Raw genomic sequence first — 26,378 nt, forward strand, 5'->3', positions numbered from 1 at the left:
AGAGTGTGTAAAAACAAAAACCGCGCTATCGCCGCCGAACTCAAATGGGAAGGAATGCCAACGTTTCAAGGTCGATCTCAGCGTAACGCCCAAAATCGGCCTTGTAGAGGCAGATCCTAGAGACCCCAAACTCCGCCTGCAAGAAAGCGACGAGCTGTCTAAGGTTGCCCTTGGCATGCGCCGTGGTCGGACTTACACAGAGCCCAGAGCCTAGCAGCCGCATTCACTGATCGCTATCGACGGCTACGAAAGCACCCCGCCCAGGCTGAGGCAAAGCGCGCCTAACCGACTTGGAATGACCCCGCTACGGAAACACCCCATGAATGACCACTACCCTGATCCGGGGTGGTGATCTTAAGAGGTATAGATGATTGAGATGGCTTTTTGCGTGGATGACTGACGAGGGTGGAATCACCAGCCTTTTAAAGAAACGGGGAACGAACGGGGAAAATTTCTACTAGAAGAGGCCCAAAACGAAAAAGGCCCACCGTGAGGTGAGCCTAAGTCGTTGTTCTATGTGGTGCGGCACCAGACGAACGGTAGTTTTCGGCAGGACTAGGTTTCCGTGGGTCTGGAAGTCGGTGGAAAATTTGGCGTACCCCGACAAGTAACTATAAATAAATCAGCTAGTTATGGCGTTCGGTGGAATCGAGCCCGGGATTTTTGAGATGTCAATGTCAGCACGATGTGGGCTTGCAAGTAAACCATTCAGAGCGGCATAAAGAATGGTAAACCTCCTAAGTCGGACGTTATTGATCATCCCCTCGGTAGAGAATAGGCAAGAATCCACCCTGTGTAAAAACGCAGGCACCATCTTGAAGTCAGCGTTGCTACGTAAAATCTGCCAGAGTTTGATTAATCAGCAGACCTAAAATTTGCGAAGAAACGCGATTTTCGTTCCGATTCTGACTATCAAACTTGCTCTAAAACGTTTTTACTCAGCCTCTGCCAAAAGCTGCCCGTGGCGACAGGCTGGAGCCAAAAGCGGACTCTCAAGCCAAGTAGAGACATGGCAGAAGCTATTGTTCGTGTGGCTACGAAACTAGGCGCGATTCACGACTTAGCAGAAATCATGTCGAAGATCGATTGAATGCGCTCCTGAGTAGACTCTGTATGCGGGTCGAGAGCCGGCACATCGAGATGCTTGAAGACCTGGTCGATCTCTAGACCAGCACTCCGCCTAAACTCCATATTGGAGTCGCGTCCTACCCCAAGAGGGATCGTTTCATCAAGCTTGGTTTTCAGTAGCAACGCATATCGGTCGGTGTGGAACCTTGCTAACCCATACAAGTAGTTTCGCTCTTCAGTGGAAATGCTTCGCCCTGTGGCCTTAAGGGCGGCCTCTAGATATCCAAGTGCATCTAGCACGGGGCGATCAACTAACACTAACTCAGCGTTCAGCCCAGCTTCCAGCTCGGCCTTTATCACTGAAACCAGTATCCAGAGAGTGCTCTCGAACGTATGGTTCTCCAAAATAGGAAAGCCAGACTCTTGGCATTTGGTCGCTGTGTCGCTAATTTTTAGAACCGAGATTCCCCTGGCTTTTGCCTGGCTTTCGACCGCTTCAATAAAGGTCGATTTTCCAGTTGAGTGCGTGCCGGCAATACCTAAAAAATAAGCCATCAGAAAAGGCTCCTCTGCTGAGATTGAATATAGGGATCTTCCGAGCTTCCTGCAATTTGAGCCAAGGCTAGCAGGTCAAGCTGGGAGTTTTGGTCGAGCTCTATGGCTAGGGCGAGAAAAAGCTCTGCAGTAACCATAGCGTCGCCGCTAGCGCGGTGGCGCTGTGATGGATCAATCTTGAGGTTATAAGCACTTATAAGCGCGTCTAGCGAGTAGCTGCCCTGTCCAGGTCGGACATATCTTGCAAGCTTTAGCGTGTCAAGGATCGCAGTGGGGTGCCAGTCCCCTAGCTGCCGTCGCATCAGTTGCGTATCTATGCTGACGTTGTGACCCACCACAATACTTGTTCCCAACTCCATTCTTATATCGTCCGCCACTTCCTCATGAGAAGGGCTACCTGATAGATCGCCATCGGAAATACCGTGTATCTGAGTAGCACGCTCAGTCACTGATTTCTGAGGTCGGATCAGCCAAGAACGCGGACGGCCGATTTGCTTGTCACTGATAGGCACGATTGCGAGCTCTATGATTTCCTGAGGGGATTGCCCATTACCCTCAACGTCTACTACAACGAAATGGCACTGTGCCCAGTGCGGATTATTCATAGCTGCCGCACCTCAATAAGGGAGGAATGTACTCGGCGCGGTTCAGATATTTGCTGGTCGTCTACATATTGCTCACATTCGGCCTGTCTGATTCGCTCGAGTATGCGGTCACGCGAGTCTGCATCAAGGAAGCTCAGCTCAGACTCCATAGCAGAAGCCTTCATGTTCGCAATTACGTCCGTAAGTGCACGAACGCGCTCGTTTATAGTGGTTTCATCCAAGTGGTTATCCATCTCGAAGGCGGGCGTGTTTTCACGAGCTGAAAAAGGAATGGCGACATTGATGTGAAACTCGAGCTCTTTCGTAAGTGCTACCGTCTGCAGAAAATCCTCATGCTCTTCGCCGGGAAAGCCTATGAGCCAATTACCATAGAGAACGGTAGGAGCGTTTTGGCGAAAATCTTTCAATGCCTTGGTCAGTCTTGCTATGTCGTAGCCTCTGTTCATAGCTTTAAGAATCCGCTCCGATCCGCTCTGAATCGAGATGTAGAGCAGGCGAATTCTTCCCTCTTTGCTCCATTGAAGGATTTTCTCTGAGTACCTCAGGAACGGTTTCGGCTCTATGTACCTGATCGATAGTGTTACTGCGGGGTCGAGAGTGAGTAGGCTTTCCACAAGCTCAGGGAAGCGTGCCTTGGATTCGGATGCCTTGTAGTTGCCGATCTCGTCTCCAATCAATACAAGGTGGTGTTTTCCCATTTCTATTGCTTTTCGAGCTTTCCCAACAATGTCTGGTAACGGAACCGACTCAAACTCTCCCCGTCCCTGTGGGATACTGCAGAAGCTGCACTTGTAAAGGCAGCTCCGCGTAACCGTAATCATTTCGCAAGGGTCTTGTTCGTCGTAAAACACGAACCCCTTTGTTGTCTGTCGATAGATGCGTTCCGCCTGTCCATTGTAGCTTCGGTCAGCTTCTTGCAGATCTGCCACGATAGAAGCCTTCGCGGCCCCTACTCGTTGACGGAGATTCTTCAGTCCGTCTGCGCCGTGACTTTCGAAACTATCACTCGAGTTTTGCGATAGCTGCTGATCGACCTCCGAGAACTGGAGGCCAGTGTAGCTACTAAGAATCTCGGACATAGGGCGGAACGTCAGGTCCGGAACAGAGGTTTTGCTGAGCACTACGTCAGCGCTAGTGTTTGCGAGGCAACCGGTAACGCTAATTTTAGCGTTAGGGGCGCGCCTTTTTGCCTCATCAATTTGAAGAACTGCATCGTCTACCCAGCGACCACGTACAGAGCAACCTGAGTAGATGATCTCATCCGCATGCTCAGGCTTTGTGACTATTTCAAAGCCTTTTTGATCAAACCCAGCCTGAAGAACATTGAGATCGTAAGAAGCGTTAAGGCATGTGTTGTGTGCGAAGTAGATTTTCTTCATGCATGGACTCCATAAAAAGCCGACTAGCGGATATCGATATAAAGCTCTATTTTATTGCTCGCCAAGTAGTGTGGTTATCGAACGGATCGAGCTTCCCGCCACCACTGCACGTGATATCTCTTCGCGCTCGGACAACTACAGCGCCAACCTAGAGCGGCAAACCCGTTCGGCAGATTCCACATTCAGCTGCGAACATCCACTCAATCTGCCTACGAGACTAGAGATGATTCAAAAACTATTTTCTTAAGGCTATCAATCGAAGCGATTCGATCTCCGCTTGCAATGCCTTATTAGCTTGTAAAAGAGCCGCATTCTCTTGCATCAAAATAGATTTTGAGGGCTTTTCAGGATTGTCAAAGCTTGGGATATCAAAAATCAGTTCCATCTCATCTTTGTAAGGCATTAAAGGTTGATACAGTTGATAGAATGCGCGACCTACGGCGCCTCGAAAAAGTTCAAGCTCGGGTTTGTTTTTCCCGGCTGACAATATGTGTTTGGTTGCAATGCCTGGGTAAGGATCGATATATACAATCTTTTTGAATCCAAGTTGGTAAGCTTTTTTTGCACATAGTTCACATGGGCTGGCAGTTGTAAATAGCACACCCCCAGACAACTTCTGACCTCCGTGCTTGGAGATTTGCAAGAAGGCATTTTCTTCAGCGTGAAGCGCTCTTGTGTGAACTTGGTTTTTCTCGCCTTCAATCTCATTTTGAATGCTTTTAAAGCAGAATGAAAAATTTCTATTTGAGGTTTTGTTTGTTGCTATTAAGTTTGAATATTTGGCATTGAGCGCTTTTCTAAAAGTTGGATCCTTCAGCTCGTATTCACTAAAGTCTGATTTATTTCGGCCTTGAATAAGGTCTTCTGCACTTCGTAACAAACAAGGTAGCTGCCCTTGAGGCGTGCTGTTCCAGCCTATTGCTTTTACACTATATGATTCATCTGTAACAACAGCACCTACTTGTCTTGAAATACAACCAGAGCTCTGCTTGGCGGTGTATGCAATTTGCATGCAGTTTTCAATGGATGTGGGCATTACAAGGCCAGGATGCATCATGAGCGTGACGTACCAAGCTAATTGGCTTACTAGGTCATTATGAGTATATTCGCTATTTTTTGAATTATGGATATGTATGTCGGAAACTTCAATGCACGCTTGAATATTCTGGGCTACAAATTTTTTGGCGCCAGAAATTTTCTCTGGATACTCTTTATCATCCAGAGCTTTAATTTCATTGTCCGTAAGCTTTCTGTATTCTCTGAGACTGCGTAAGCGCTCGGCATTAGATGTATTTATTGAGACGAGGTAAAAGTTAGCGTAGCGTCTTTTTAAATAAAATGCCTCATAAGGATTTCTTATTGCATCGACCACAATTCTGCAAGGCTTATTGTCTAGCCGTGCTTTTTTATGCGCTAATTTAATTAAAAAGTTCAGATGCTTTGGGAAATTGAAAAGCTCTTCAGGATCAAAGGTTGGATCATTGGCCCTGCCCGAAGCTCTTATGTTATCGCCGGCTCGCTGATAGAACTGAGTAAATTTTGCTCTGCCTAATTGCGTTTGTATTCGCTTTGTTAACTCGGGGAGGTCGATGTAGTAAAACTCAAAAAAGTCTTCAACTTCACGCTCTTGAATATTTTGTTTGTTCCCCGTGATGGGTTTTTTTTTGCGAGTTACCTCGAATGCCGAAAAAAGATTTGATGCCTCTTTCTTGCCGAGAGGGTTTTTAAATGTCGCACTGGAAAAATAAGCTACAAAATCAGAGCTTGAAAGCTGCAACAACTGATAGGTAATCAAGCTACTGGCTTCGATTTTGTAAAAAGGTAGCCAGTCTGTTCCATCAATGTATTTTTTTATTATCTGATGTTTTTTTAATTCGTTACGACTGAGGCCCTCATAAGCATCGGTTGGAACATCAAACTCAATGCCGCATAATTTTTGAGCGGCTGTAGTACATCCTGAACCTGTGCGGCCAGTTAGCCCAATAATCAGAAAGTCTTTCGCGTCTTCATATACACTATTAATAGCTGTTGATGTTTCTCGCATTTTAGCTCTCCCTGCAAACTACGACCTAATAATTTAAAAATCGACAGATTTCTAGTTCTATGTTATTTAAAATTTTTTACTCATAACTTTTCAACTAGATCTGGCTAAACCTGATGTACACCTTAGGGACGAGAGTATGGCAAAGTGATTGCACTGTATAGCGGGGTCTCGGGTTTTTCGTCATGCAGATTGATATTTCTTTCTGCTATCGGATCCAGATTTAGTTGCAATCAAGAATCATTATCTCTACTTCGCTCGTAGCGCCTCAATCACGTGTATCGCTTGAACGTTGAACGCCCCGCTAGAGAGCTCCCCCTAGTTGCTGGTCATCCGATGTCCATCGGCGATGTGCTCCCCATTCACAAGGAATAGACTTTGGGGAGCGCGGCGTTGAACCTGTTCGACCTATTGAGATATTGGGCGCGGGCATTTACTCCTGGAAGTCCTAAGCCCATTTAGTCAGCCACAACGGTGAGGAACATCCGCTTGATATGTTCATTCAAGGTGGCCTCGATCACTGTCAGAGTCTGCAACACAATCACAATTTCAAACTGCCTTTCGTTGTATCGATTATTCAGAACGGCATTCCAATAAGTTGGTTGTCTGTCGGTTTGATTCGGACGATTGATTGTGTAGAAAGATATGGCGCCAAACCTGATTACTCTATAGCGCTGGAGCGTGTGTCGGCGGCTGAAGGGTTGCTGGGTCGACTGTATCTGAACAGCAGCTACACCAAACGAAACCCCTATTCGTACGGTGAGACCTTGGTCGGTGATTTGGCAGTATTCGCTTAGCGGTTGAACTGCCAGGATTTTCCTAGGCGATAAATGAGTAATTGAATGGTCAGCAAATAGTAATAGCGAGTCGATTCAGTACGCTGGCTTAGGTGGTGATTCAAAAACCACACAAGGTGTTTTCTCCGCCAAGTCCATGGATTATCGCGTTGCCAGCGCTCAGCGATTGCTGTTTGGATAGCCTTCGCCTGACGAAGGTGGCGTTGGCGTGTGGTATGCGACCCGGTCAGGACGCCTGACAGGAACAGCTCCATATCGAATGCCATGCTCATGCTCGACCCCCAATGTAAGCCGACACCACGTCGATACGGCCGTGCCCCAGCTCATAGCTGACTTGCACTCGGGCCTCCTGATCAAGGCGTCGGTCGAGCTGGTAGCAGTTGCCGCCGTAGATGGGCGCAAGATGTCGAGTGATTTGCTCATAGCGTTCGCACGCGTAGGCTGCCCGCAATTCGTGGAAGCCTTTGAGGTCGTGCTTATGGAGGATATCCCGTGCGGGGCGGACGATTCCCTGCAAGAAATCGAGGTAGCGTTCGTTCGGTGCAAGCAGGTTGCGGCTACCGTCGGGCGAGACCTGTTCGGTAAACCTCAGTGCGTCACGAATATGATCATCTACCGTAATCCAACGAGGTGCTGACGCGCCTGAACGGCCACCTTTGGTGCCGTCCTGGATGTTGATCTTGCCGAATTGCTTGGTTTCACGTTTTAGACGGGGAAGGTCGGCCAAAATCGCCTCGCGCAAGCGCATACCGGTGGCTCGCGCTAACTGAGCGATGGCCGCGGCGCGCGGCTGCTGGTTTTCGCAAAGCACGTCGACGATCCGCTTCACCTGTTCGCGATCTTGGCCTTGCGGCGCTGAACGACGAACACTGGTGCGCCGCATTCCCAGCGCCTTACTCGGGCTCGGCACTTTCACATACTGATCACCGCGAAGCGCGGCCATGGTCCGATTCACACTGGACAACCGGTTTTGCGCAGTGGCGATGGCCAGCTCACCTTGTTCAACTTGTTGGCGCAGATGTCCGGCGTAGTCCAGCAAGGTCTGCCAATTAATCTGCCGCGCATCGTTAAACCCCGGCCCTTCCTCCGACCGACACCAGCATACAAACGCCTGCCGGCGATCACTGTGTGCTTTGACCGTGCCGTAATGCCCGCCACCAAATAGGTCGCGCAATGCCTGCGGCCCGGCATAGCTCAGTTGCCGGCCATAGCCAAAATTGCGCCCATCCCGCCTACCTACCAATGCCATGATCAAACTCTTCTCGAAGCCAAAACTTTTAAAACTTTCCCCACGTCATCCCGCCAAGAATGTTGAGTGTTATCAGGGATCAAGGCCCCTGCGACCTGTGAGGGTTGTCCACTAACGCGGGACTGGCGGCTTTTTACGACCGGGAGCTTGGGCATCTCATGATCTGGCCTCCTGAGCACTTCCGAGGAAGTAGGCGGGTGGAGGCTGCACTGGTTGACGAGATCAGCACCGCGAGATCCTGAGTCGGGTGAAGGCAGTGATGCGATGACCGGGGCATGCCTGACTGTCAGTCAGGTGCGGTCCATTCCGTGGGCTGCAGCACCATCATCTGCATCGCTGTTGCCGGTGACTTCGGTGTTTGTCTCGCCGATTGTCACGAGGGGAGATGCCGCAAAGCCCTGTACGAGTTGGGCTGCAGCAGCGGTAGGAGCGCCCGTCTCTTTCCGGGAGAAAGAGACAGGCGCAGGTTGGCACAGTGAAATGGCCAAGCGGATAGGTTGCTGCAGGGCAGCTACGAAAGGGAATGAGTTGCCGCAGTGGGCACACTGGTAAAGGTAGGCATCCATCACATCGCTGTGACCGTGCGAGCCGCCGGACGCTAATCGCACTTTGGGAGAACCACCACGGTGTGGCGTAGCCTTAAAGGTTCTGGCTACCTGGGTTGCTGTCAAAGACAGCGCTTTGCCCGATCTTTTCTACGCCTGTGGATAATTTGGGTCAAGGCTCGAATTTTCGGGAATTCTGCGGCTGTGGATGAAATTATCCACCGGTGGAAATCTATGGTTTTCCACAGAAAGTTTGCGTGGGCTTTAGATTTTTTAGATGAGGTCCATCCAAGCTGGGCGGCTTTGCAGCCCTGCTTGGATGGACCCGCGTGGAAGGGTGGACTGCGGTGATCTCATTGGCTTACCCACGTTTGGATGCGCCACGGCTATTTTGTAGGGCGGTAATGTTGTCGCCGACCGGGTGAGCGAATTCGTGGGGCGTCACATGACCATGGCGGTTGGCGTCGATGTAGTTGCTCCACCACGCCATGATCAGCCTGCGCTGTTCGAGGAATTCGGCCTTGTGGATATACGCGGCGCGCACGCGGTTGCGTTCCTTGTGGCTCATTTGTCTTTCGATGGCTGCGTCGGTCCATAACCCGGACTCCAGCAGGGCGCTACAGGCCATGGTCCTGAAGCCGTGGCCGCACACGTCCTTGCTGGTGTCATAGCCGACGTTGCGGAGCATGGTGTTCACCGTGTTCTCGGACATGGGCTTCCAGTACTTGTGGTCGCCCGGTAGCACCAACTCTGAAAAGCGACTGAGGCTGCGCAGGCGCTCCAGTATTTCGATGACCTGCGGCGACAGCGGAACCATTTGAATGTCGCCGTTCATCTTGGTCCCACGCGTGGAGTTGCGTACCCCTTCAATCGGTGCGCGCGTATCGGGGATTTCCCACATGGCGCGTTGGAAGTCGAACTCACTCCATCGAGCGAAGCGCAGTTCGCTGGAGCGGACGAATACATGCAAAGTCAGCAGCACAGCAAGGCGCGTTAGCTCGCGGCCGTTGTAGTTATCGATACGGTGTAGCAGTTCGGGTAGGCGGTTGAGGGATAGGGCCGGGCGATGGACTGTGCGCGGCGCGTGAATTGAGCCTGCCAGATCCAGTGCAGGATTCATGGTGATCTGTCGAGCCCTTTTGGCTCCGCGCATGATGGTGGATAAGTAGTTCTGTACCCTTAACGCCACATCCATGGTGCCGCGTTCCTTGATGCGCTGGGTGATCTCTAGCAGGTCGTGGGTATCGAGTTCGGCGATGGGTCGTTGGCCGATCAGCGGGAAGACGTGGGTACGCAGTCGGCTCATCACGGTTTTTGCGTGTCCTTCGGTCCAGCGGCGGGACATGTCGGCGTGCCACTCCTGGGTAACGGTTTCGAAAAGCAGTGCCGCCCGCTGGGCTACGATCTTGGCCTTCTTCTTTTCTTCCATTGGATCGAGGTTGTCTAGCAGCAACGCTTGGCTTCGTCTCGCTTACGTCGTGCGACGGGAAGGGTAACGATGGGGTAATTTCCGATGATGAGCGTGCCTTCCTTGCCGCTGGGCTTGGTGTACTTCAAGCGCCAGGTCTTCACGCCATTGGGTTTGACGAAAAGGTACATGCCTCCGCCGTCGAACAGTTTGTAGGCGCGTTCGCGGGTTTTGGCCGTGCGGCATTGCAGGTCGCTGAGAGGGATAGCTAGACGTGGCATAGGGGTACGCGCTCCTGATCGGGAAATCGCAGTACCCCTAACATACCCTCGGGGAAGGGGGATTTTGTTGGATCCCGACAGAGGGGCCTGGAACGAAAAAACCCGCCAAAGGGCGGGTTTTCGGGGCTTCTAGAGCATTCAGTAGAATGCAATGGAGCCTAATGTGGTGCCGGCACCAGGAGTCGAACCCGGGACCTACTGATTACAAGTCAGTTGCTCTACCAACTGAGCTATACCGGCGTGTTAGGGCGACGATTATAGCGATTGCCAAGCTTCTGTAAACCCCTGAATTCTGACTATTTTTGCAGATACCAAGGTTTTTTTACGCTCGCTGCTTTTTCCTACCCTCGACAGCCTCAAATCCGACTCAATTGCCGTCGCCACACTGGTCCGTAAATTTCATGTACGCCAACACCTGCGTATCGCCTTTAGAGTTCAGGTAGGTCATGCGCGCGTTCACCACGCCGCATCCCGAGCGGGTGTCTTCGGTGGTCGAGAGCACGCGCTGGATATCCGGTTTATGACTTGCCTCGGCATGGGCGGTGAAGGTCAAGCCAAGCAGGCTGGCGGCGATTAGGGTTTTCCAGTTGTTGGTGTTCATGGTGATGGCCTCTGAGGTGCAATGGTGGGGTGAGGCCATTGAATGCCTGGGAGGTATCCGGGCTGTGTCGCGGAATGCGGGTTTTGTTTCGTTGTGTATGGCGTGAGGATCTATGTACTTGTTGATACGAACGGCGAGCTTGCATTGGTTAACAAACATACAGTGCTCGCCTAATACGTTGTTTTATATATGTATATCTCGTGGCAAAAGAGGAGCCATAAAAATGGCGCCATGCCGCTCATCTGAAAAGTTTTGGATACAAACACCAGAATACTGACACCATCACTGTGATATCACACAATGCGGCCCAGTTATCATTGGCCCGACAGGGAGGAGCAGCCGGTGGGGCGTGCAGATCACATCACCAAGCTATACGCCGCGCTGGCTGAGCCTTGTTTGCGTGAGTCGCAGGTGGCGGTGCCTTTTCAGCAGTTGTTGGATCAGTTGAATCAGGGCGCTGCGCCCTATCGTCATGAGGCGGTAGAGGGGCCGGATGGCGTGGTGTATATGGATGCGGTGGCACCCAAGGTCGTAGTGGTGGTTTCCGCCACCGGCGGTGTCGGGCGCAGCACGTTGGCGGCTGCGCTTGCCAGTGGTTTGCAGCGCCAGGGCTACCCGGCGCTGGCGTTGGAGTTGGACCCGCAAAACGCGCTGCGCCATCACTTGTGCCCAGGCTTTAATGTGCCCGGCCTGGGCGCCACCAGCCTGCTTAATCAAACCTGGCAGGCGTTGCCCAAGCGCGGGTTTGCCGGCTGCCAGCTGGTGACTTTTGGCGAGACCGATGCTGTGCAGCAGCAAAGCCTCAATCGCTGGCTCGGCCAGGATCAGGCGTTTCTCGCAAAGCGCTTGGCCGGGCTGGGGCTAAGTAGGCGCGACACGGTGGTGATCGATGTGCCGGCGGGTAATACGGTGTACCTGAGCCAGGCGATGTCGGTGGCCGATGTGGTGCTGGTGGTGGTGCAGCCGGATGCCGCTTCGTTTCGGCGTTTGGCCAAGATGGATGAGGTGCTCGCGCCGTACCTTGCGGGGGAGGCGCCACCCCTGCGGTTTTACGTGATCAACCAGGTCGACGCTGGCCAGTCTTTTAGCGAGGACATGGCCGGAGTGTTCAAGCTGCGCCTGGGCGATGCGGTACTCGGCACCGTCCAGCGTGACGTTTCGGTCAGTGAGGCGCAGGCCTATGGGCGCGACCCGTTTGACCCTGCGTTGAATAGCGGCGGTTCCCAGGATGTGAGTGCGTTATGCCGGGCGCTGAGCGTTCGAATGCATCTGTCGAGCAATGGCCATTAAATTGACCATTTACCGCTTGTCTAAAAAATGATCAGCAAAAACAGCAAAATAATGACACTTTCCCGCGTCTGTCACAGAATGCTTCACTAAGACGCCCATAATAAGACCTGCGGTAAGTGCCTGCTTGCCGACCTTCACGTATTTAGCTGCGTCGTGAGGAACTGCCCATGAGCCTTAGCGAAGAGCTGTTGACGTTGTTCGGCAAGAACGTCAGCCACGATGCCGACGGCATCAATGCACGCATGCACTTTTTCGGCAGCGTGCCCGCAAACGAAAACAACCATCCCCAATCGACTCATCTCGCAGCGCTGTGCCCCAAAGTGGTGGCGTTGGTGTCGATCAATGGCGGCGTAGGCCGCAGCACCCTGGCCACGGCGTTGAGCAGCGGTTTGCAGCGCCATGGTGAATCAGTGGTGGCGCTGGACCTGGACCCGCAGAATGCCTTGCACCATCACTTCGGCGTCAGTAACACCTTGCCAGGTATCGGCCGTACCAGCCTGGAGCATGGGCAGTGGAACACGCTGCAGCAGCTTGGCTTTGCCGGTTGCCAGGTCATAACCTTTGGCGATATCGACGTCGAGCAACAGGAGAACCTCGAACGCTGGCTCAAGCACGAGCCCAACTGGTTGGCGCAGCGCCTGGCGGCGCTGGGCTTGAGCGAGCGGCAGACGGTGATCATCGATACGCCCGCCGGTAACAACGTGTACTTCCATCAAGCGCTTAACGTGGCCGACGTGGTGCTGGTTATCGCCCAGGCAGACGCCGCGTGCCTGGGCACCCTCGACCATTTGGAGGGTTTGCTCGCGCCACACCTTGCCGGCGCCCGCCCGCCGGTAGTGCATGTGGTGGTCAACCAAGTGGATGAGAGCAGCGCCTTCAGCCTGGACATGCTGGAAGCGTTTAAACAGCGCCTGGGCAAAGCGCCGCTGGAGGTGCACCGCGATATGGCGATCAACGAAGCGCTGGCGTTTGCGGCCGACCCGTTGGATAACGCCACAAAGCGGCTGGCCGGCGACGATATCAACGAAATTTGCCGCGTGCTGAAGGCACCTAAAAGAACCGCATAAATCGCGCTTTATGCACTTAGCGCCAAATGCTTATGCACAATCGGTTGGTTGGGCCTGTCACGAAACAGCCACTTTGTGGAGCCGTTCTCAACACGCTGCAACTGCCTGTTTTGTGTGCGTTTTATTTTGTGAACAAAAAATGACCAGGGTGGGTTTTGGTCTGTAGTGCTGATAGCTACAGGCTCTGTAAAGAATTCATCAACAGAGTTATCCACAGGGCGCGTGTAGGAAATTTTGCCCTTTAATCGCGCTCGGCCAGCACCATCAAGTTGCGCGGCGTTAGCGTGGGTTCGCAGAAGGTGCCTATCTCAACCTTGTAGCCCTGTTCTTTCAAAAACAACGCCCGATCCAGGACCAGCCACAGTTCCAGCGGCCGCCGAAACAACCCTCTGACCAACTCCAGGTTGCGCACCTCGGCCAAGCGTCGCCAGCCGTGTGCCTCCAGCGCCGCCCAATCCTGTTCACCTGTGGGTATATTCTTGAGGCGGGCGAGTTCCTGGCAGTAATCAGCGAAGGGTTTATCCAGCCAACTGGCGGGCAGGGACGGCGTGGGCAGGTACGCATCGCCGCCACGCAGTTGGCGTTGCAGCTGGTCGAAACCCAGGCGCCGGGCCATGGACGTGTCCCCTTGCTGGCGCACGCGATTGCCGGCGGTGACGGTTTCGCTCAGGGGTAACCCCAGGTCATCGACCGAAAGCTGTAGTTGCGAGGCACGCCCGGCGGTCGACAAGGCTTGATAGCGCTCGGCGCCGATGCGGTTATAGCAGCAAGGTGCCAGCGCTAGACGTTTGCAGCCCGCCGCACTGGCTACGTGCAACAGCCGCACATGCAGATCGCCGCAGGCATGCAAGGCGACGGGCGTGTGTTCGGCACTGATCGCCACATCGGCCATCACGTCTTGCAGGCGATGGGTCACGGCCAGGCCGTGATGGTCGCTCAAGGCCTGGCCCGAGGCGATCAGCGCCGGGTCGTATTCAAGGCAGGTCAGTTGTTGGCCGGGTTGCAGCAAGCGGCGGCCGAGGTGGCCTTTGCCGGCGCACCAGTCCAGCCAATGCTGGGGTGTTGCAGCAAAATTCAGCGCGGCGCCGAACGCCTCGATTTGTTGCCATTTGCGCCCGGGCACATCCACGTTCAGGCGATGGCGGGCAGGCTCCAGGGTGCGTGCGGGTAGCTTATCCACAGCGCTGAGCTGCGCGGCCTGAAATGCCAGCTGGGGAAAAGGCGCGGGCGCCAGCAGTTCATACGGGTAGTTGTGACAGGCTTCGGCATCGGCCAGCGAGCGCTGGCGCAGCCACTGGGCCAGATCGGGGTGCTGGTGTTCCCAGGGTAAGTGCAGGTGCGTAAAGGGCCGTGGTCGCCACAGCCCTTGGTGCTCGATTAGAAACGCATCCAGCGCCGCAAAACGTGCTTCAACGTCCCTGGCAAGCATCGACGCGCAGCCAGCGTTCGAGCAGTTTAAAACCCCGCACCAGGATGTAGGCCATCAGCAGGTAGAACAGCCCGGCCGCGAAGAAGATCTCCACCGGCAGGTAGGTGCGGGCAATGATGGTGCGCGCCATGCCGGTCAGTTCCAGCAGGGTGACGGTGCTGGCCAGGGCGCTGGCCTTGAGCATCAGGATCACTTCGTTGCTGTACGCCGGCAGGCCGATGCGCGAGGCACGCGGCAGGATGATGTAGAACAGCGTCTTGGGCTTGGACATGCCCAGGGCGCGCGCCGCTTCGATCTCACCCGGCGGGATGGCCTGGATAGCACCGCGCAGGATCTCGGCGATATAGGCGGCGGTGTGCAAGGTCATGGTGGCCGTGGCACACCAGAACGGATCGCGCAGGTACGGCCACATGAAGCTCTCACGCACGGCATCGAACTGCGCCAGGCCGTAATAAACCAGGAACAATTGCACCAGCAGCGGCGTGCCACGGAAGAAGAAAATGTAGGCGTAGGGCAGGGCGCTCACGTACCAGCGGCGCGAGGAACGCGCGATACCCAGCGGAATCGCCAGCAGCAAACCGGCGATCACCGCAATGGCCACCAGTTCCAGGGTCAGGGTTGCACCCTGGGCCAGTTTGGGCAGCCACTTGATGATCACGGCCCAGTTCAGGCCCAGGTCGAAGTGCGACAGCCAGCTGTAGTCACCGCTCATTGGGTGCTCCTTGCAAAGCCGCGGGCGGCGCGTTTTTCCAGGAAGTGCATGCCGGTCATGGCCAGCACGGTGAGGCCCAGGTACATAAAGGCTGCCACCATAAAGAAGGTGAAGGGCTGCTTGGTCACGGTCACGCCGATCTGTGCGTGACGCATGATTTCTTCCAGGCCGATCACCGACACCAGCGCGGTGTCTTTCATCAGGATCATGAACAGGTTGCCCAGGCCCGGCAGGGCGATGCGCCACATCTGCGGCATGATCAAGCGGGTGAAAATTCGAAACTTCGACAGGCCCAGCGCCACACCGGCTTCGCGGTGGCCCTTGGGAATGGCGAGAATCGCGCCGCGGAACACTTCCGTGGCGTAGGCGCCAAAGCACAGGCCCAGGGCGATAACCCCGGCAGCAAAGGCACTGAGAGACAGGTCGGGGTTACCAAAAAACTCGCCCAGGGCACGCATCAGGTTGACGGTGCCGAAGTAAATCAGCAGCACCCACAACAGCTCGGGAATGCCCCGAACGATGGTCGAGTAAGCACCGCCCAGCCATTGCAGCGGCTTGTACGGTGAAGTCTTGGCCAAGGCGCCGGCAAGGCCGAGCACCAGCCCCAGGCACAGGGCCGTGAGCGCCAGTTTGACGGTCATCAGCGCGCCAGCGGCAAGCGCCGGGCCGAATCCGTAGAGATCGAAATTCATGGTGTTTTCATATCGCGGCAGGCATTGCTGAAAGCCGGCGCGCTACTAACCAATAGAAGCGCGCCGGTCAGGCCGTTCAGATCATTCGATGCTGAACGGGAAGTACTTGTCGTTGATCTTCTTGTAGGTGCCGTCTGCCTTGATCTCTGCCAGGGCTTTGTTCAGGCGCTCGCGCAGCGGGTCGCCCTTGCGTACGGCGATACCGATCTTGTCGCTTTCTACCACCGGGTCGCCTTTGAATTCATAAGGCTTGCCGGCATCGCTCTTGAGCCATTCATACTGCACGTACTTGTCGGCCAGGATGCCGTCGAGGCGGCCGGAAGTCAGGTCGAGGTAGGCGTTTTCCTGGGTGTCGTAGAGGCTGGCCTTGGTGTCCGGCAGCTTGTCTTCCAGGTAAGTGCCGGCCAGTGTCGCGCGCTGTGCACCGATGGTCTTGCCCTTCAGGTAATCCGCGTCGGGCTTGAAGTCGGCTGTGGCTTTAGGTGCGATGAATTGCAGCTTGTTGGAGTAGTACGGGTCGGTGAAGTCGACGGCTTGCTTGCGCTCATCGGTGATCGACAGCGAAGAAATCAGGAAGTCGAACTTCTTGGCGTTCAGGGCCGGGATGATGCCGTCCCAGTCGGACACATACACTTCGCACTTCTCGACTTTCATCTTGGCGCACAGGGCGTCACCGATGTCTTTGTCGAAGCCCACAACGTTGCCGCTGGCGTCTTTATTGTTGAAGGGCGGGTAGGCCGCTTCGATCCCCATGGTCAAGGTCTCTGCCATGGCCGTGGCGCTGAACGCCATCGAAACGGCCGCGGCCAGAAGGAATTTTTTATAGTTCTGCATGCATGTTGCTCCGTTAGCGGTTGCTGGACATGAATTGTTTGCAGCGCGCCGAAAGCGGGTTTTCAAACACCTGCTGTGGCGATCCTTGCTCTTCGACCAGGCCCTGGTGCAGGAACACCACTTCACTGGAAACCTGACGGGCAAAGCCCATTTCATGGGTGACCAGCAGCATGGTGCGGCCTTCTTCGGCCAGCGCGCGGATCACATTAAGTACTTCCTGGACCATTTCCGGGTCAAGCGCCGATGTCGGCTCGTCGAACAGGATGACCTTGGGCTGCATCGCCAGGGTGCGTGCAATGGCTGCCCGTTGTTGCTGGCCGCCGGACAGTTGCGCCGGGTAGGCGTGGCGCTTGTCGCTGATGCCGACCTTGGCCAGCAAGGCTTCGGCTACTTCGATCGCCTCGGCCTTGCTCTGGCCGAGCACACGGCGGGGTGCCTCGATGATGTTGTCGAGGATGCTCATGTGCGGCCACAGGTTAAAGTTTTGAAACACAAAACCGATTTCGCTGCGCAGGCGGTTGATCTGTTTGCCGTCGGCCGCCATCAGCTCGCCGTTTTTCGCGGCCTTGAGCTTGAGCTCTTCACCGGCCACCAGGATCTGGCCCTGATGCGGGTTTTCCAGCAGGTTGATGCAACGCAAAAAGGTGGACTTGCCGGAACCGGAAGAACCCAGGATCGAGATCACGTCGCCGTCGCGGGCGGTCAGCGAGATACCTTTAAGTACCTCCAGCTCACCATAGCGTTTATGCAAGTTGCGGATTTCAAGCGCGGGCGCGGCCTCAGCCATGTGCGGTCCTCATTGTGTTCAGTGCATTCTTGCTGTTGGGCCGCCTTCCTGGCGAGGCGCCAAGCTAGCATAGCGTTCGGATGGCAGCCAACAGCGCTGCGGACGGTTAACGGGTGGTCTGCGGCAGGGTGTCGCATCGGCACAGCAGTGTGTCGCGCTATCAACAACCTACAGACGTTTGAACCCGATAAATCCACAGGCTTCGCGTAAAAAAGGGCGCGATGGTGCCAGCTTTGGCCGGGTGTTGGAAGGGTTAACCGGGCAAACGGTCCTTATCAGCCCTTTTATGGAGCGTCACGTACTTTTTGTGTGTGTTTTTGGTGCATATTTTCGTCCCTCAAGTGGGTCGCACGGTAACGCTATAGCGCAATGCCATAGTTCTCAACGACTTGCGTGAGCTAATGAATTGTCCTACAGCCCGCGTCAACCGCGGTTTCGTAACATTTTGGCGCAAATCTTGCGTAAAAAATAAAGAACGCCCCGTTGGATTCTTTTCACGAGAAAGCGTGCAGGCCGGGCGGACCGTTTTCGCAATTCCTCGCAAAGGTGTGTCAATGAGTAGTACGCAAAGCTCCAATGACCTCGAACAGGGGCTCAAACCGCGTCACGTCACCATGCTGTCGATTGCCGGCGTTATTGGTGCCGGTTTGTTTGTCGGCTCCGGCCACGCGATTGCAGCCGCCGGCCCCGCCGTACTGCTGGCGTACGCTGCTGCGGGCACGCTGGTGGTGTTGGTGATGCGCATGCTCGCCGAAATGGCCGTGGCCTCCCCGGACACCGGTTCGTTCTCCACCTATGCCGACCGTGCAATCGGTCACTGGGCCGGTTTCACCATCGGCTGGCTGTACTGGTGGTTCTGGGTGTTGGTAATTCCACTGGAAGCCAACGCCGCCGCGACCATCCTGAATGCCTGGTTCCCCGATGTGGCGATCTGGGCGTTTACCCTGATCATCACCTTGCTGCTCACGGCCACCAACCTGTTCAGCGTGAAGAACTACGGCGAGTTCGAGTTCTGGTTTGCGCTGATCAAAGTCGTGGCGATTGTGGCTTTTGTGATCCTTGGCCTCGCGGCGATCTTCGGCTTCCTGCCGACCAGCCAGGTCAGCGGTGTTTCGCACCTGTTTGACACCCAAGGCTTCATGCCTAACGGCATGGGCGCGGTATTGGCGGCGATCCTGACCACCATGTTCTCGTTCATGGGTACCGAGATCGTCACCATCGCGGCGGCCGAATCGAAGAACCCTGGCCAGCAAATCACCAAGGCCACCAACTCGGTGATCTGGCGGATTGGTTTGTTCTACCTGCTGTCGATCTTCATCGTGGTATCCCTGGTGCCATGGAACGATCCGACCCTGGCGGCGGTAGGTTCCTACCAGACTGTGCTTGAGCGCATGGGCATCCCGAATGCCAAGCTGATCGTTGACCTGGTGGTATTGGTTGCCGTGACCAGCTGCCTCAACTCGGCGCTCTACACCGCCTCGCGCATGCTGTTCTCCCTGGGCCGTCGCGGTGATGCACCGGCCGTAGCCAAGCGCACCAACAAAAGTGGTACGCCTTACTGGGCAGTGTTGCTGTCGACCGGCGCTGCGTTCCTGGCGGTATTCGCCAACTATGTGGCCCCGGCTGCAGTGTTCGAATTCCTGCTGGCCAGCTCCGGCGCCATTGCGCTGCTGGTGTACCTGGTGATTGCCGTGTCGCAACTGCGCATGCGCCAGAAACGCACGGCAGCGGGTGAGAAGATTGTGTTCAAGATGTGGCTGTTCCCCGGCCTGACCTACGCGGTGATGGTGTTCATCGTCGGCACGTTGACCATCATGCTGTTCCAGGAAGCCCACCGCGTCGAGATCATCGCGACCGGCATTCTGAGCTTGCTGGTGGTGTTGGCGGGGCTGTTTGTGGCAAGCCGTCGCAAGGCCCAGAAGGTAGGCGCTGCGGTGCTCAATTGATGTGATGAACTGCGGTGCCCTATGCGCCGCAGTTCAAAAAAAGTGTGGGAGCGGGCTTGCTCGCGAAAGCGGTGTGTCAGTCGCCAGATGTGCTGGCTGATCCACCGCATTCGCGGGCAAGCCCGCTCCCACAGTTGTTTTGTGTCAGTCAGATGAGTCAGCCAGGCACACTGAAAACTGTGGGAGCCGGGCTTGCCCGCGATGACGGGCTGGCAGCCGATAAATTCCTCGTCTGACACACCGCTTTCGCGAGCAAGCCCGCTCCCACAGTTGTTTTGTGTCAGTCAGCTGAATCAGCCAGGAACGCTGAACCCTGTGGGAGCCGGGCTTGCCCGCGATGACGGGCTGGCAGTCGATAAATTCCTCGTCTGACACGCCGCTTTCCCGAGCAAGCCCGCTCCCACAGTTGTTTTGTGTCAGTTAGCTGAATTAGCCAGGAACGCTGAACCCTGTGGGAGCCGGGCTTACCCGCGATGACGGGCTGGCAGTCGATAAAATCCTCGTCTGACACGCCGCTTTCGCGAGCAAGCCCGCTCCCACAGTTGTTTTGTGTCAGTCAGCTGAATCAGCCAAAAACCCTGAACCCTGTGGGAGCCGGGCTTGCCCGCGATGACGGGCTGGCAGTCGATAAATTCCTCGTCTGACACGCCGCCATCGCGAGCAAGCCCGCTCCCACATTTTGTTGTGTCTCAGTCCTGGGCGTTGGCCAGCGCCTGGGATGCCGCCACGTAATCGGCCTGGAACTGCGGGGATTCAATCCACGCCAGCGCCGCGGCTTCATCCTCGGTATCCGTCGCCCACTGGCGATACTCGATCAGCGCCGCCAGGATAAAATCTGTCGCGTCTTCCTCACCTTCCTGCTCCAGCACCACGGCCAACAGTGGGTGCGCCAGGAATGCCGCACACAACGCCTGCTGGCTGGTCTCGCCCGCGGCGCGCATCTCGACGAACAACTCGGTCAAATCCACCGACTCAAGGTCAATGCGGCTGTCGTCGCCAGCGAATGCATCCGGCTTGGTCGCGACGGCGCGCTGGGTGCGGTTTTGCTTGGCCTTGGCCTTGGCCCGGTGGGCACGTTTTTGCTGCTTGTTCGGCGAGGCCATGGGCTCAACGTCCTTGGGTACTTAATCGGTGTGGGGTATTGAAGCGCAGGTTGGGGAAAATCCCAAGAGCTTCTGTGATGCTTCGCCTGTGAGCGTGCGTTCTGTCAGTAACTCCAGTTCGGCACGCAGCTCCTCCTCGCTAGGTAGCACTAGTTTGTACTTACTGGCGAATAACTGTTCGTGGCCTTCGAGTACGGAGTAACGCACAACAGAGGCATCTTTGTGTGAGCAGAGAATAATTCCCACTGTGGGGCCATCTTCGGGGCTGCGTTTCAAATCGTCGTACATGCGCACATACATGTCCATCTGGCCAATGTCCTGATGAGTCAGCTCTCCGCGTTTTATATCGAAAATTACAAAGCACTTGAGCAGGTAGTTGTAGAACACTAAGTCAAGGTAGTAGTCCTTGCTTTCGGTGCTGATTCGTTGCTGACGGGCGACAAAGGCGAATCCTTTACCTAGCTCAAGCAGAAAGCTTTGCAGCTGTTTAATCAGTGCATGCTCGATATCGCTTTCCAAGAGCAGCCTAGGGTTGGGCAGCCCTAGGAACTCCAGAAGTACGGGGTCGCGAACAAACTCTCTTGGGCTTTGTTTCAGGCAGTTAATTTTGGCAGCTGCTTCTTCTTTGACTGCGCTGCGATCTTGGCTGGCGAGTAAGCGTTCATAGTAAAGCGTGCCGATTTGGCGCTCCAGGGCTCGAGTGGTCCAGTTTTGGGTGGCGGACTCGTTCATGTACCACTCTTTTGCATTCGCGTTTTCGACTCGCAGTAGAGTGCGGTAGTGAGTCCAGCTTAATTCGCGACGCAGTGCGTCGTATTTTGGGAATGCAAGAAAAAAGCCCCGCATGTGTCGAAGGTTTGTTGCATCAAACCCTTTTCCATAGCGGCCGGTCAGCTCGTTGGCCAGGGTTCGCAGCAGTTTTTTGCCATATTTGGCGCGAGTACTTCCTTGCTGTTCAAATTCGACAATGTGGCGCCCAATTTGCCAGCAGGTCAGCACCTGAATGGCATCCACGGAACGTAGAGCTTGTTGGCGCGCCGCATGGATGAGTTTGATCAGGCTGGCGAGCAAAGGACTCAGCTGCGGGTCATCGGCGCAAGGTGCTGGCGGTATTTTCATGAGTTCTTCGCAGTCGTTGGGCGAAGAAGAATCTCAGGTAATACCGCCAGAAACACGTCGATGGAAAGGTGCGATGGCGTAGGAAATACGGAGCTTTTGAGTGGGTTGTTTAACCCGTCACCTGCTGACCTGGAGTATTGGCGGTCAGTTTGCCTTTTTGCAGCCATTCCAGCGCAATCGGCCACAACCGGTCCTGATATTCACTGCGAAAAAAAGCGAAATGCCCGACGGCTTTTTCGCCGATGTCCTCGGGCGCGATTCTCAGGTGAGTGCGCGCGCAGTTTTCAAAATAGCCCAGCAGTCGCTCAATAGCCGCCACAGTCCCAAAAGGGTCGTCGGTGATGCTGATAGCCAGCAACTGCGCGTTCACACGGGCAAATGGCAGTTCACCTAGGCCGCGCCCGCTGGGGCGCGTTTCATAACGCGGCGTCGGCATGCTCCAGTCGCGCACCACGCCTGCCGGCGTGTCCTCCAGCCAGCCCATGCGCTTGCCGGGGAAATAGCCGCACAGGGCCGTCACCAGCGGCATCACCACATGCCATTTGGCAAACATGCGCCAGCGACCGCTCGCCGCGTAATCGCGCCAGTACGCAAACTGCGCGCCAACCGTCACGATGCGCCGAATCACTGCGCCGCAAGCGCCGAGCCCTGCCGCGCACCCACCGAAACTGTGGCCGACCACATCAATCGGCTGCCCCGGAAACTCCCGCTGTGCGCGCTGCAGCATCGCCTCGAAATCCAGCACACCCCAATCTGACCAGGATGCCTTGAAGCCTCTCAACGCGCCGCTGCGGGATTCGCCGATGCCGCGATAGTCGTAGGTGATCACGTCGAAGCCGTTGGCAAACAGGTAGTCGGCGAAGCGTGAATAGTGGCGGCAGCGGACCGAGGTGGCGGCGTTGATGATGACGACCGGGCGTTCGAAGTCGGTGCGCAGATGGCGCCAGGTGAAGCCGCCGATTGGGTAGCCGTCGGCAGCTGGCTCGCAGAATGTTTGTGGGGCAGGGCGGGTGGGCAGGTTCATGGGTCGGCTCGATACTTGCGCTTTTGGGGTGGGCTTGGGGCCGCGCGCTTTTATAAGAAGCCGAAACTAACAAATTTGGCGCGTGATGGGCGCAGGAAATGTCGCGATGCTCGACCTCGGCGCTCCCGGTGCTTAGGCTTGCGATCAAATGATCAGCCAGAGTCAGCCCATGACCCGCGACACCCTCGAACACAACCAGGTCCCGATCTACTTCGTCGCCGTGCTCCTGGCGGCCGCATTTGGCGTGTTCGCCCCCTTGTCAGCCCAAGGGCTTGGCGTTTTGGTCACGCCCGCCATTGCAGTGCTGATGTACGCCATGTTCCTGCAAATTCCGTTTCTGCACCTGCGCCAGGGGCTAGGCAACAAACGCTTCATCGGCGCATTGCTGCTGGCCAATTTCATTCTGGTGCCCGTGCTGGTGTGGGCATTGACCCGAGGCCTGGTGGAGCACCCGGTGTTGCTGGTGGGCGCGTTGCTGGTGTTGCTCACACCGTGTATCGACTATGTGGTGGTGTTTACCCATATCGGCAAGGGTGACTCGCGGCTGATGCTGGCGGCGACGCCGGTGTTGTTGCTGCTGCAACTGGTGCTATTGCCGGTGTACTTGGGTTTGATGTTGGGCGCGCAGTCCGCCGTGGTGGTGGCGGTGGGGCCTTTTGTCGAGGCGTTCCTGTTGCTGATTGTGCTGCCGATGGTCCTGGCGGTGTTGACCACCTCCCTGGCACGGCGCTCAAGCACTATCAAGCTTTGGAACAACGCCTGGGCCTGGCTGCCGGTGCCGGCAATGGCGCTGGTGTTGTTTGTGGTGATCGGCTCGCAGATCAATTCGGTGGTGCGCGATATCGCGTTGTTGCTGCCGGTGATTCCGGTGTACCTCGGCTTCCTGTTGCTGGCGCCGCTGATGGGCGCGCTGGCTGCGCGGCTGTTTGCGTTGCCTGCGGTTACCGCGCGGGCGGTGGCCTTCAGTGCTTCGACGCGCAACTCGTTGGTGGTGCTGCCACTGGCGTTGGCGCTGCCTGAAGATGTGCGCGGGTTGGCCGCAACGGCGGTGATTGTGCAAACCCTGCTTGAGCTGGTGGGCGAGCTGCTCTACATCCGGCTGATTCCCGCGCTGGTGTGGCGCGCCGGTCGATAGGTGCATAAATACTCGGATTTGTTCAGGCGTTATTCAGGGGTGGAGTCGGCACCATGGAGTCGGCGTTCCCCACCTGAAAGGACATTCGATGGACCACCGCAGCCGTTATCGCCTGGAGTCGCTGGGCGTGTTTCTGATCGCTTTATTGCTGTTCACCTTGGGCATCTGGGACGAGCAACCCCAAGGCTTTGACGGGCGCTGGGCGTTGTTCATGCAGGAAATGTTTCGCCATGGCGCGAGTCTTTTCCCTACCACCTACGGCCAGCCGTACCCGGATTACCCCGGCACTGCGACCTTTTTCAGCTTTGTGTTTGCTCGCCTGTTCGGTGCGCCGAACCACCTGGCCAACGTGCTGCCGACGGCCCTCGCGGCGGCGGGCATGATCGCCCTGGTCTATCGCCTGCTGGCGCCGTTCAGTCGACCTTGGGCATTGCTGACGGTGCTGCTCACGCTGCTTACCACCCAATTGCTCGATAAATCGCGCTCGGTCTGCCTGGACCTGATGGTCGCGCTGTTATGCGTAGGCAGCTTCTACCTGCTGCACACGGGCGAGCGTCTCGGCTCACGGCTTCGACAGTTGGCCGTATTCCCGTTGTTTGTGCTGGCCTTCGCGATTCGTGGGCCCTTGGGCCTTATCGAGGTCTGCGGCGTGGTGTGCGTTTACTGGGCGCTGGGCCGGCCGGGTGAGCGGGTCAAGCAGGTGCTGATCCACGGCTTTGTCGGATTGGCGTTGCTCGGGGCCTGCTGGTGGGCGTTGATGAAGCTGGCGCGGGTCAGCGGTGGCGATGCCTTTGCCGACGAGGTGTTCAGGATGCAGGTCAGTGGGCGCCTCGACGAGTCCGGCGAGCCGTTTTACTTCTACTTCAAGCTGAGTTTGTACCGCTATTTCCCGGTGGTGCCATTGGCGTTGGCGGCGATGATCGCGCTGCGCCATCGCTCGTCCGAGCGCTGGGCCAACGAAGATGTGCAAATGGTGGTGCGCTTGGCAGCCTGTGGCCTGATGATCCTGCTCGGGCTGTCGGTGCCGCACTTCAAGCGCGCCTACTACATTCTGCCGATGGTGCCGATGTTTGCCGCTGTCGCGGCCTATGGGCTGCTCCAGGCGCAAAACTGGTTCGTCGGCGTGCGCCGCTGCTACGAATGGCTTGTCGTGGCGCTACCGGCGTTGTGCGTGGTGGTGTTGTTTATCTGTCGGCACACCTGGCAGAAGCACGGTTACTGGCCCGATGTGTCGCTGCCGCCGTTGATCGGCGTGTGGGTCGTGCTGCAAGTGGCGGCGCTGATGGCCTGGCGTCGCCCGTTGCGCCTGGTGTGGCTGAGTGTGATCGCCTTGGCGGCGCAATGGGTGCTGCTGGTGGTGGTGATCGACCCGGCAAAAGACCTGCAATACGACACCCGCAAGTTTGTCAGCCAGGTAGAGGCATTGCGCGCGTCGCAGCCGGGGCCATTGGTGTTTGTCGACCTTGGCCGCGACACCTGGGCAATCCGCTACATGATGAACCTGACGCACGATGAGCAGCCGCTGTTCGTCGCCGGTAACGAGCCCGAGAAGCTCGCCACCCTGCCGCGTCCATCCTGGGTGCTGGTGCCGCGCAAAGAAGCAGCGCTGCTCAAGGGCACGCCGATGGAGCAGCAGGCACCAAACTTCGAAGGGCGGCTTAACGACAACCCGCTGATGGTGTTTCTACTGAAGTAGGCAGGCGCCTACTTGCACTGGTAGCCCTCGGGCATCGTCACGGTGTAGTTGCGCTGCACGCGGTCCTGGAAGTTGAGGTTCTGCAGGCCCTGTTCGACCAGGAAGGCTTCGATCTTGGCGGCCTGGCAGTCTTCGTTGTAGGACATCACCCGCAACACGTACACCGCGCGCCGGCTTGCTTCGTCACGCGCGGTGGCGGTGAAGGTGGTGAGCGTGGTGTAGCCGGTGCGCTCCGAAGTGCCCACCGGGCCGTAGGTGGTGTTTGGCTTGCTGGTGCAGATCAGCTGGTCGGCTTTCTTTTTGTTCTTCTTGCACTCGGTGGTGGTGCTGGTGGGCACCTGGCCGTAATCGGTGGCGGTGTAGCGGTAAGTGACCTGCTTGCTGTCGACATCCAGGATGATGGTCATTTTGATCGGCCCATGGTTCTTGGGCAGGCTGGCATCGGTGTACACCTCGCGAAAGCCCTGGTCCTTCATGGCGCTGACCATGTCCCGCAGGTAGTAGCGGGCATTGAGCGTGTTTTGCGCGCTGCCGCCCACGGACGTGGTCACCAGCACCAGCGCCTGTCGATCAAAGTGATAGTCCGGATCCGGCGTTGCGTTGATCGAGACATCCATTTGTGTGGCGCAGCCACTGAGCAACGCCGTCAGCAGCAACAGCGCGCAGAACAAGTACCGGTTCATCAAATAACTACCTTGCAACAGAAAATTCAGTAACAGCTAAACGATCGAGCAGCGGGATAAATAACCCTCGGGTGTGGATCGGGCGGGGCATTGGCCCGCGGCCACTAAATCGCAGGCAATAAAAAACCCCAAGGAATCATCTTCGCTTGGGGTTTTTCGGTATTAGTGGTGCCCAGAGACGGAATCGAACCGCCGACACGGGGATTTTCAATCCCCTGCTCTACCGACTGAGCTATCTGGGCAACGGGGCGCATTAAACGGGTTTTTCAGGGGGTCGTCAAGCAAGTTTTCAAAAAATATTTAATTATTACCGTCGCTTACGTGCCGGCCCC

22 protein-coding genes, 2 tRNA genes and 1 pseudogene are annotated in these 26,378 nt (G+C 56.2%); 6 read left to right on the forward strand and 19 right to left on the reverse strand.

The annotated features are described in order from the left end of the window. Positions 1 to 1,053: 1,053 nt before the first annotated feature. From PSH96_RS01525 to PSH96_RS01540, 4 genes are all read right to left on the reverse strand, one after another. Positions 1,054 to 1,623, reverse strand: coding sequence for an AAA family ATPase (locus PSH96_RS01525; RefSeq protein ID WP_305457064.1), 570 nt, complete (start codon positions 1,621 to 1,623; stop codon positions 1,054 to 1,056). Further along, positions 1,623 to 2,228: a 3'-5' exonuclease gene (locus PSH96_RS01530; protein WP_169857496.1), complete on the reverse strand. Its 606-nt coding sequence runs from the start codon at positions 2,226 to 2,228 to the stop codon at positions 1,623 to 1,625. Before PSH96_RS01530 ends, PSH96_RS01525 begins: the two co-directional genes overlap by 1 nt. Beyond that, positions 2,225 to 3,607, reverse strand: coding sequence for a radical SAM protein (locus tag PSH96_RS01535; RefSeq protein WP_305457066.1), 1,383 nt, complete (start codon positions 3,605 to 3,607; stop codon positions 2,225 to 2,227). Before PSH96_RS01535 ends, PSH96_RS01530 begins: the two co-directional genes overlap by 4 nt. A 235-nt stretch (positions 3,608 to 3,842) precedes the next feature. Continuing rightward, positions 3,843 to 5,651: a hypothetical protein gene (locus tag PSH96_RS01540; RefSeq protein WP_305457068.1), complete on the reverse strand. Its 1,809-nt coding sequence runs from the start codon at positions 5,649 to 5,651 to the stop codon at positions 3,843 to 3,845. Between the two features lie 491 nt (positions 5,652 to 6,142). Here PSH96_RS01540 and PSH96_RS01545 point away from each other — a divergent pair, with 491 nt between their 5' ends. Then, positions 6,143 to 6,445, forward strand: a complete 303-nt coding sequence (locus PSH96_RS01545) for a hypothetical protein (protein WP_305457069.1) — start codon at positions 6,143 to 6,145, stop codon at positions 6,443 to 6,445. Here PSH96_RS01545 and PSH96_RS01550 read toward each other — a convergent pair. From PSH96_RS01550 to PSH96_RS01570, 5 genes and pseudogenes are all read right to left on the reverse strand, one after another. Next, positions 6,442 to 6,717, reverse strand: coding sequence for a hypothetical protein (locus PSH96_RS01550; RefSeq protein WP_223511008.1), 276 nt, complete (start codon positions 6,715 to 6,717; stop codon positions 6,442 to 6,444). The genes PSH96_RS01545 and PSH96_RS01550 overlap by 4 nt on opposite strands. Further along, a complete protein-coding gene (locus PSH96_RS01555; protein WP_305457071.1) occupies positions 6,714 to 7,694 on the reverse strand; it encodes an integrase domain-containing protein in 981 nt (326 codons plus the stop codon). Before PSH96_RS01555 ends, PSH96_RS01550 begins: the two co-directional genes overlap by 4 nt. Before the next feature lie 906 nt (positions 7,695 to 8,600). Then, positions 8,601 to 9,928, reverse strand: a pseudogene (locus PSH96_RS01560) (tyrosine-type recombinase/integrase). A gap of 164 nt (positions 9,929 to 10,092) precedes the next feature. Next, positions 10,093 to 10,168, reverse strand: a tRNA-Thr gene (locus tag PSH96_RS01565). A 127-nt stretch (positions 10,169 to 10,295) separates the two neighbouring features. After that, entirely contained in the window at positions 10,296 to 10,529 is a 234-nt protein-coding gene (locus tag PSH96_RS01570; RefSeq protein ID WP_305457073.1) for a DUF2790 domain-containing protein, read from the reverse strand. A gap of 342 nt (positions 10,530 to 10,871) precedes the next feature. On the opposite strand from PSH96_RS01570, the gene bcsQ (PSH96_RS01575) reads away from it, so the two are divergent. Continuing rightward, positions 10,872 to 11,819: a cellulose biosynthesis protein BcsQ gene (gene bcsQ / locus PSH96_RS01575; RefSeq protein ID WP_305457074.1), complete on the forward strand. Its 948-nt coding sequence runs from the start codon at positions 10,872 to 10,874 to the stop codon at positions 11,817 to 11,819. 167 nt (positions 11,820 to 11,986) lie between these two features. Then, a complete protein-coding gene (bcsQ, locus tag PSH96_RS01580; RefSeq protein WP_305457075.1) occupies positions 11,987 to 12,886 on the forward strand; it encodes a cellulose biosynthesis protein BcsQ in 900 nt (299 codons plus the stop codon). A gap of 241 nt (positions 12,887 to 13,127) precedes the next feature. Here the strand turns inward: bcsQ (PSH96_RS01580) and PSH96_RS01585 are convergent, their stop codons facing one another. From PSH96_RS01585 to PSH96_RS01605, 5 genes are all read right to left on the reverse strand, one after another. Next, positions 13,128 to 14,315, reverse strand: a complete 1,188-nt coding sequence (locus tag PSH96_RS01585; RefSeq protein WP_305457076.1) for a methyltransferase — start codon at positions 14,313 to 14,315, stop codon at positions 13,128 to 13,130. Continuing rightward, a complete protein-coding gene (locus tag PSH96_RS01590; protein WP_026013808.1) occupies positions 14,296 to 14,985 on the reverse strand; it encodes an ABC transporter permease in 690 nt (229 codons plus the stop codon). Before PSH96_RS01590 ends, PSH96_RS01585 begins: the two co-directional genes overlap by 20 nt. Positions 14,986 to 15,023: 38 nt before the next feature. Beyond that, positions 15,024 to 15,719, reverse strand: coding sequence for an ABC transporter permease (locus PSH96_RS01595; protein ID WP_053253867.1), 696 nt, complete (start codon positions 15,717 to 15,719; stop codon positions 15,024 to 15,026). Positions 15,720 to 15,800: 81 nt separating this feature from the next. Next, positions 15,801 to 16,553 (reverse strand): ABC transporter substrate-binding protein, encoded by a 753-nt coding sequence (locus tag PSH96_RS01600; protein ID WP_305457077.1) that lies wholly within the window; start codon positions 16,551 to 16,553, stop codon positions 15,801 to 15,803. 13 nt (positions 16,554 to 16,566) lie between these two features. After that, positions 16,567 to 17,340 (reverse strand): ABC transporter ATP-binding protein, encoded by a 774-nt coding sequence (locus PSH96_RS01605; RefSeq protein ID WP_017138656.1) that lies wholly within the window; start codon positions 17,338 to 17,340, stop codon positions 16,567 to 16,569. Between the two features lie 554 nt (positions 17,341 to 17,894). On the opposite strand from PSH96_RS01605, the gene gabP reads away from it, so the two are divergent. Then, complete coding sequence (gabP, locus tag PSH96_RS01610) at positions 17,895 to 19,286, forward strand: GABA permease (protein WP_056860683.1); 1,392 nt, start codon at positions 17,895 to 17,897, stop codon at positions 19,284 to 19,286. 689 nt (positions 19,287 to 19,975) lie between these two features. Here the strand turns inward: gabP and PSH96_RS01615 are convergent. The 3 genes from PSH96_RS01615 to PSH96_RS01625 form a co-directional block, all read right to left on the reverse strand. Next, the gene (locus tag PSH96_RS01615) at positions 19,976 to 20,389 is read right to left on the reverse strand and encodes a hypothetical protein (protein WP_138817268.1); all 414 of its coding nucleotides are present in this window, start codon (positions 20,387 to 20,389) and stop codon (positions 19,976 to 19,978) included. A gap of 21 nt (positions 20,390 to 20,410) precedes the next feature. Then, positions 20,411 to 21,508 carry a YhcG family protein gene (locus PSH96_RS01620; RefSeq protein WP_305457078.1) on the reverse strand — a complete coding sequence of 366 codons (1,098 nt, stop codon included), beginning with the start codon at positions 21,506 to 21,508 and terminating at the stop codon, positions 20,411 to 20,413. Between the two features lie 109 nt (positions 21,509 to 21,617). After that, the gene (locus PSH96_RS01625) at positions 21,618 to 22,532 is read right to left on the reverse strand and encodes an alpha/beta fold hydrolase (RefSeq protein WP_305457079.1); all 915 of its coding nucleotides are present in this window, start codon (positions 22,530 to 22,532) and stop codon (positions 21,618 to 21,620) included. Between the two features lie 169 nt (positions 22,533 to 22,701). Here PSH96_RS01625 and PSH96_RS01630 point away from each other — a divergent pair, with 169 nt between their 5' ends. Together PSH96_RS01630 and PSH96_RS01635 are read left to right on the forward strand one after the other, a co-directional pair. Further along, positions 22,702 to 23,667 (forward strand): arsenic resistance protein, encoded by a 966-nt coding sequence (locus PSH96_RS01630; protein ID WP_305457080.1) that lies wholly within the window; start codon positions 22,702 to 22,704, stop codon positions 23,665 to 23,667. An 88-nt stretch (positions 23,668 to 23,755) separates the two neighbouring features. Next, complete coding sequence (locus PSH96_RS01635; RefSeq protein ID WP_305457081.1) at positions 23,756 to 25,363, forward strand: glycosyltransferase family 39 protein; 1,608 nt, start codon at positions 23,756 to 23,758, stop codon at positions 25,361 to 25,363. 8 nt (positions 25,364 to 25,371) lie between these two features. Here PSH96_RS01635 and PSH96_RS01640 read toward each other — a convergent pair whose 3' ends face one another. Both PSH96_RS01640 and PSH96_RS01645 read right to left on the reverse strand, forming a co-directional pair. Next, on the reverse strand, positions 25,372 to 26,046 hold the full coding sequence (locus PSH96_RS01640; protein WP_305457082.1) for a hypothetical protein: 675 nt from the start codon (positions 26,044 to 26,046) through the stop codon (positions 25,372 to 25,374). A 166-nt stretch (positions 26,047 to 26,212) separates the two neighbouring features. Beyond that, positions 26,213 to 26,288, reverse strand: a tRNA-Phe gene (locus PSH96_RS01645). Between the last annotated feature and the right edge of the window lie 90 nt (positions 26,289 to 26,378).

The sequence above is a fragment of the Pseudomonas sp. FP2338 genome, from assembly GCF_030687515.1.
Classification (GTDB): Bacteria; Pseudomonadota; Gammaproteobacteria; order Pseudomonadales; family Pseudomonadaceae; genus Aquipseudomonas; species Aquipseudomonas salomonii.

Bases quoted from the DNA above. Each gene is read 5' to 3' on its own strand.
- PSH96_RS01600 (WP_305457077.1), bottom strand. From the start codon at position 16,553: ATGCAGAACTATAAAAAATTCCTTCTGGCCGCGGCCGTTTCGATGGCG.
- PSH96_RS01550 (WP_223511008.1), bottom strand. From the start codon at position 6,717: ATGAGCATGGCATTCGATATGGAGCTGTTCCTGTCAGGCGTCCTGACC.
- PSH96_RS01545 (WP_305457069.1), top strand. From the start codon at position 6,143: ATGTTCATTCAAGGTGGCCTCGATCACTGTCAGAGTCTGCAACACAAT.
- PSH96_RS01535 (WP_305457066.1), bottom strand. From the start codon at position 3,607: ATGAAGAAAATCTACTTCGCACACAACACATGCCTTAACGCTTCTTAC.
- PSH96_RS01555 (WP_305457071.1), bottom strand. From the start codon at position 7,694: ATGGCATTGGTAGGTAGGCGGGATGGGCGCAATTTTGGCTATGGCCGG.
- PSH96_RS01630 (WP_305457080.1), top strand. From the start codon at position 22,702: ATGACCCGCGACACCCTCGAACACAACCAGGTCCCGATCTACTTCGTC.
- PSH96_RS01615 (WP_138817268.1), bottom strand. From the start codon at position 20,389: ATGGCCTCGCCGAACAAGCAGCAAAAACGTGCCCACCGGGCCAAGGCC.
- PSH96_RS01540 (WP_305457068.1), bottom strand. From the start codon at position 5,651: ATGCGAGAAACATCAACAGCTATTAATAGTGTATATGAAGACGCGAAA.
- PSH96_RS01640 (WP_305457082.1), bottom strand. From the start codon at position 26,046: ATGAACCGGTACTTGTTCTGCGCGCTGTTGCTGCTGACGGCGTTGCTC.
- PSH96_RS01635 (WP_305457081.1), top strand. From the start codon at position 23,756: ATGGACCACCGCAGCCGTTATCGCCTGGAGTCGCTGGGCGTGTTTCTG.
- PSH96_RS01605 (WP_017138656.1), bottom strand. From the start codon at position 17,340: ATGGCTGAGGCCGCGCCCGCGCTTGAAATCCGCAACTTGCATAAACGC.
- PSH96_RS01525 (WP_305457064.1), bottom strand. From the start codon at position 1,623: ATGGCTTATTTTTTAGGTATTGCCGGCACGCACTCAACTGGAAAATCG.
- PSH96_RS01595 (WP_053253867.1), bottom strand. From the start codon at position 15,719: ATGAATTTCGATCTCTACGGATTCGGCCCGGCGCTTGCCGCTGGCGCG.
- PSH96_RS01585 (WP_305457076.1), bottom strand. From the start codon at position 14,315: ATGCTTGCCAGGGACGTTGAAGCACGTTTTGCGGCGCTGGATGCGTTT.
- PSH96_RS01530 (WP_169857496.1), bottom strand. From the start codon at position 2,228: ATGAATAATCCGCACTGGGCACAGTGCCATTTCGTTGTAGTAGACGTT.
- PSH96_RS01620 (WP_305457078.1), bottom strand. From the start codon at position 21,508: ATGAAAATACCGCCAGCACCTTGCGCCGATGACCCGCAGCTGAGTCCT.
- PSH96_RS01570 (WP_305457073.1), bottom strand. From the start codon at position 10,529: ATGAACACCAACAACTGGAAAACCCTAATCGCCGCCAGCCTGCTTGGC.
- bcsQ (WP_305457075.1), top strand. From the start codon at position 11,987: ATGAGCCTTAGCGAAGAGCTGTTGACGTTGTTCGGCAAGAACGTCAGC.
- gabP (WP_056860683.1), top strand. From the start codon at position 17,895: ATGAGTAGTACGCAAAGCTCCAATGACCTCGAACAGGGGCTCAAACCG.
- PSH96_RS01625 (WP_305457079.1), bottom strand. From the start codon at position 22,532: ATGAACCTGCCCACCCGCCCTGCCCCACAAACATTCTGCGAGCCAGCT.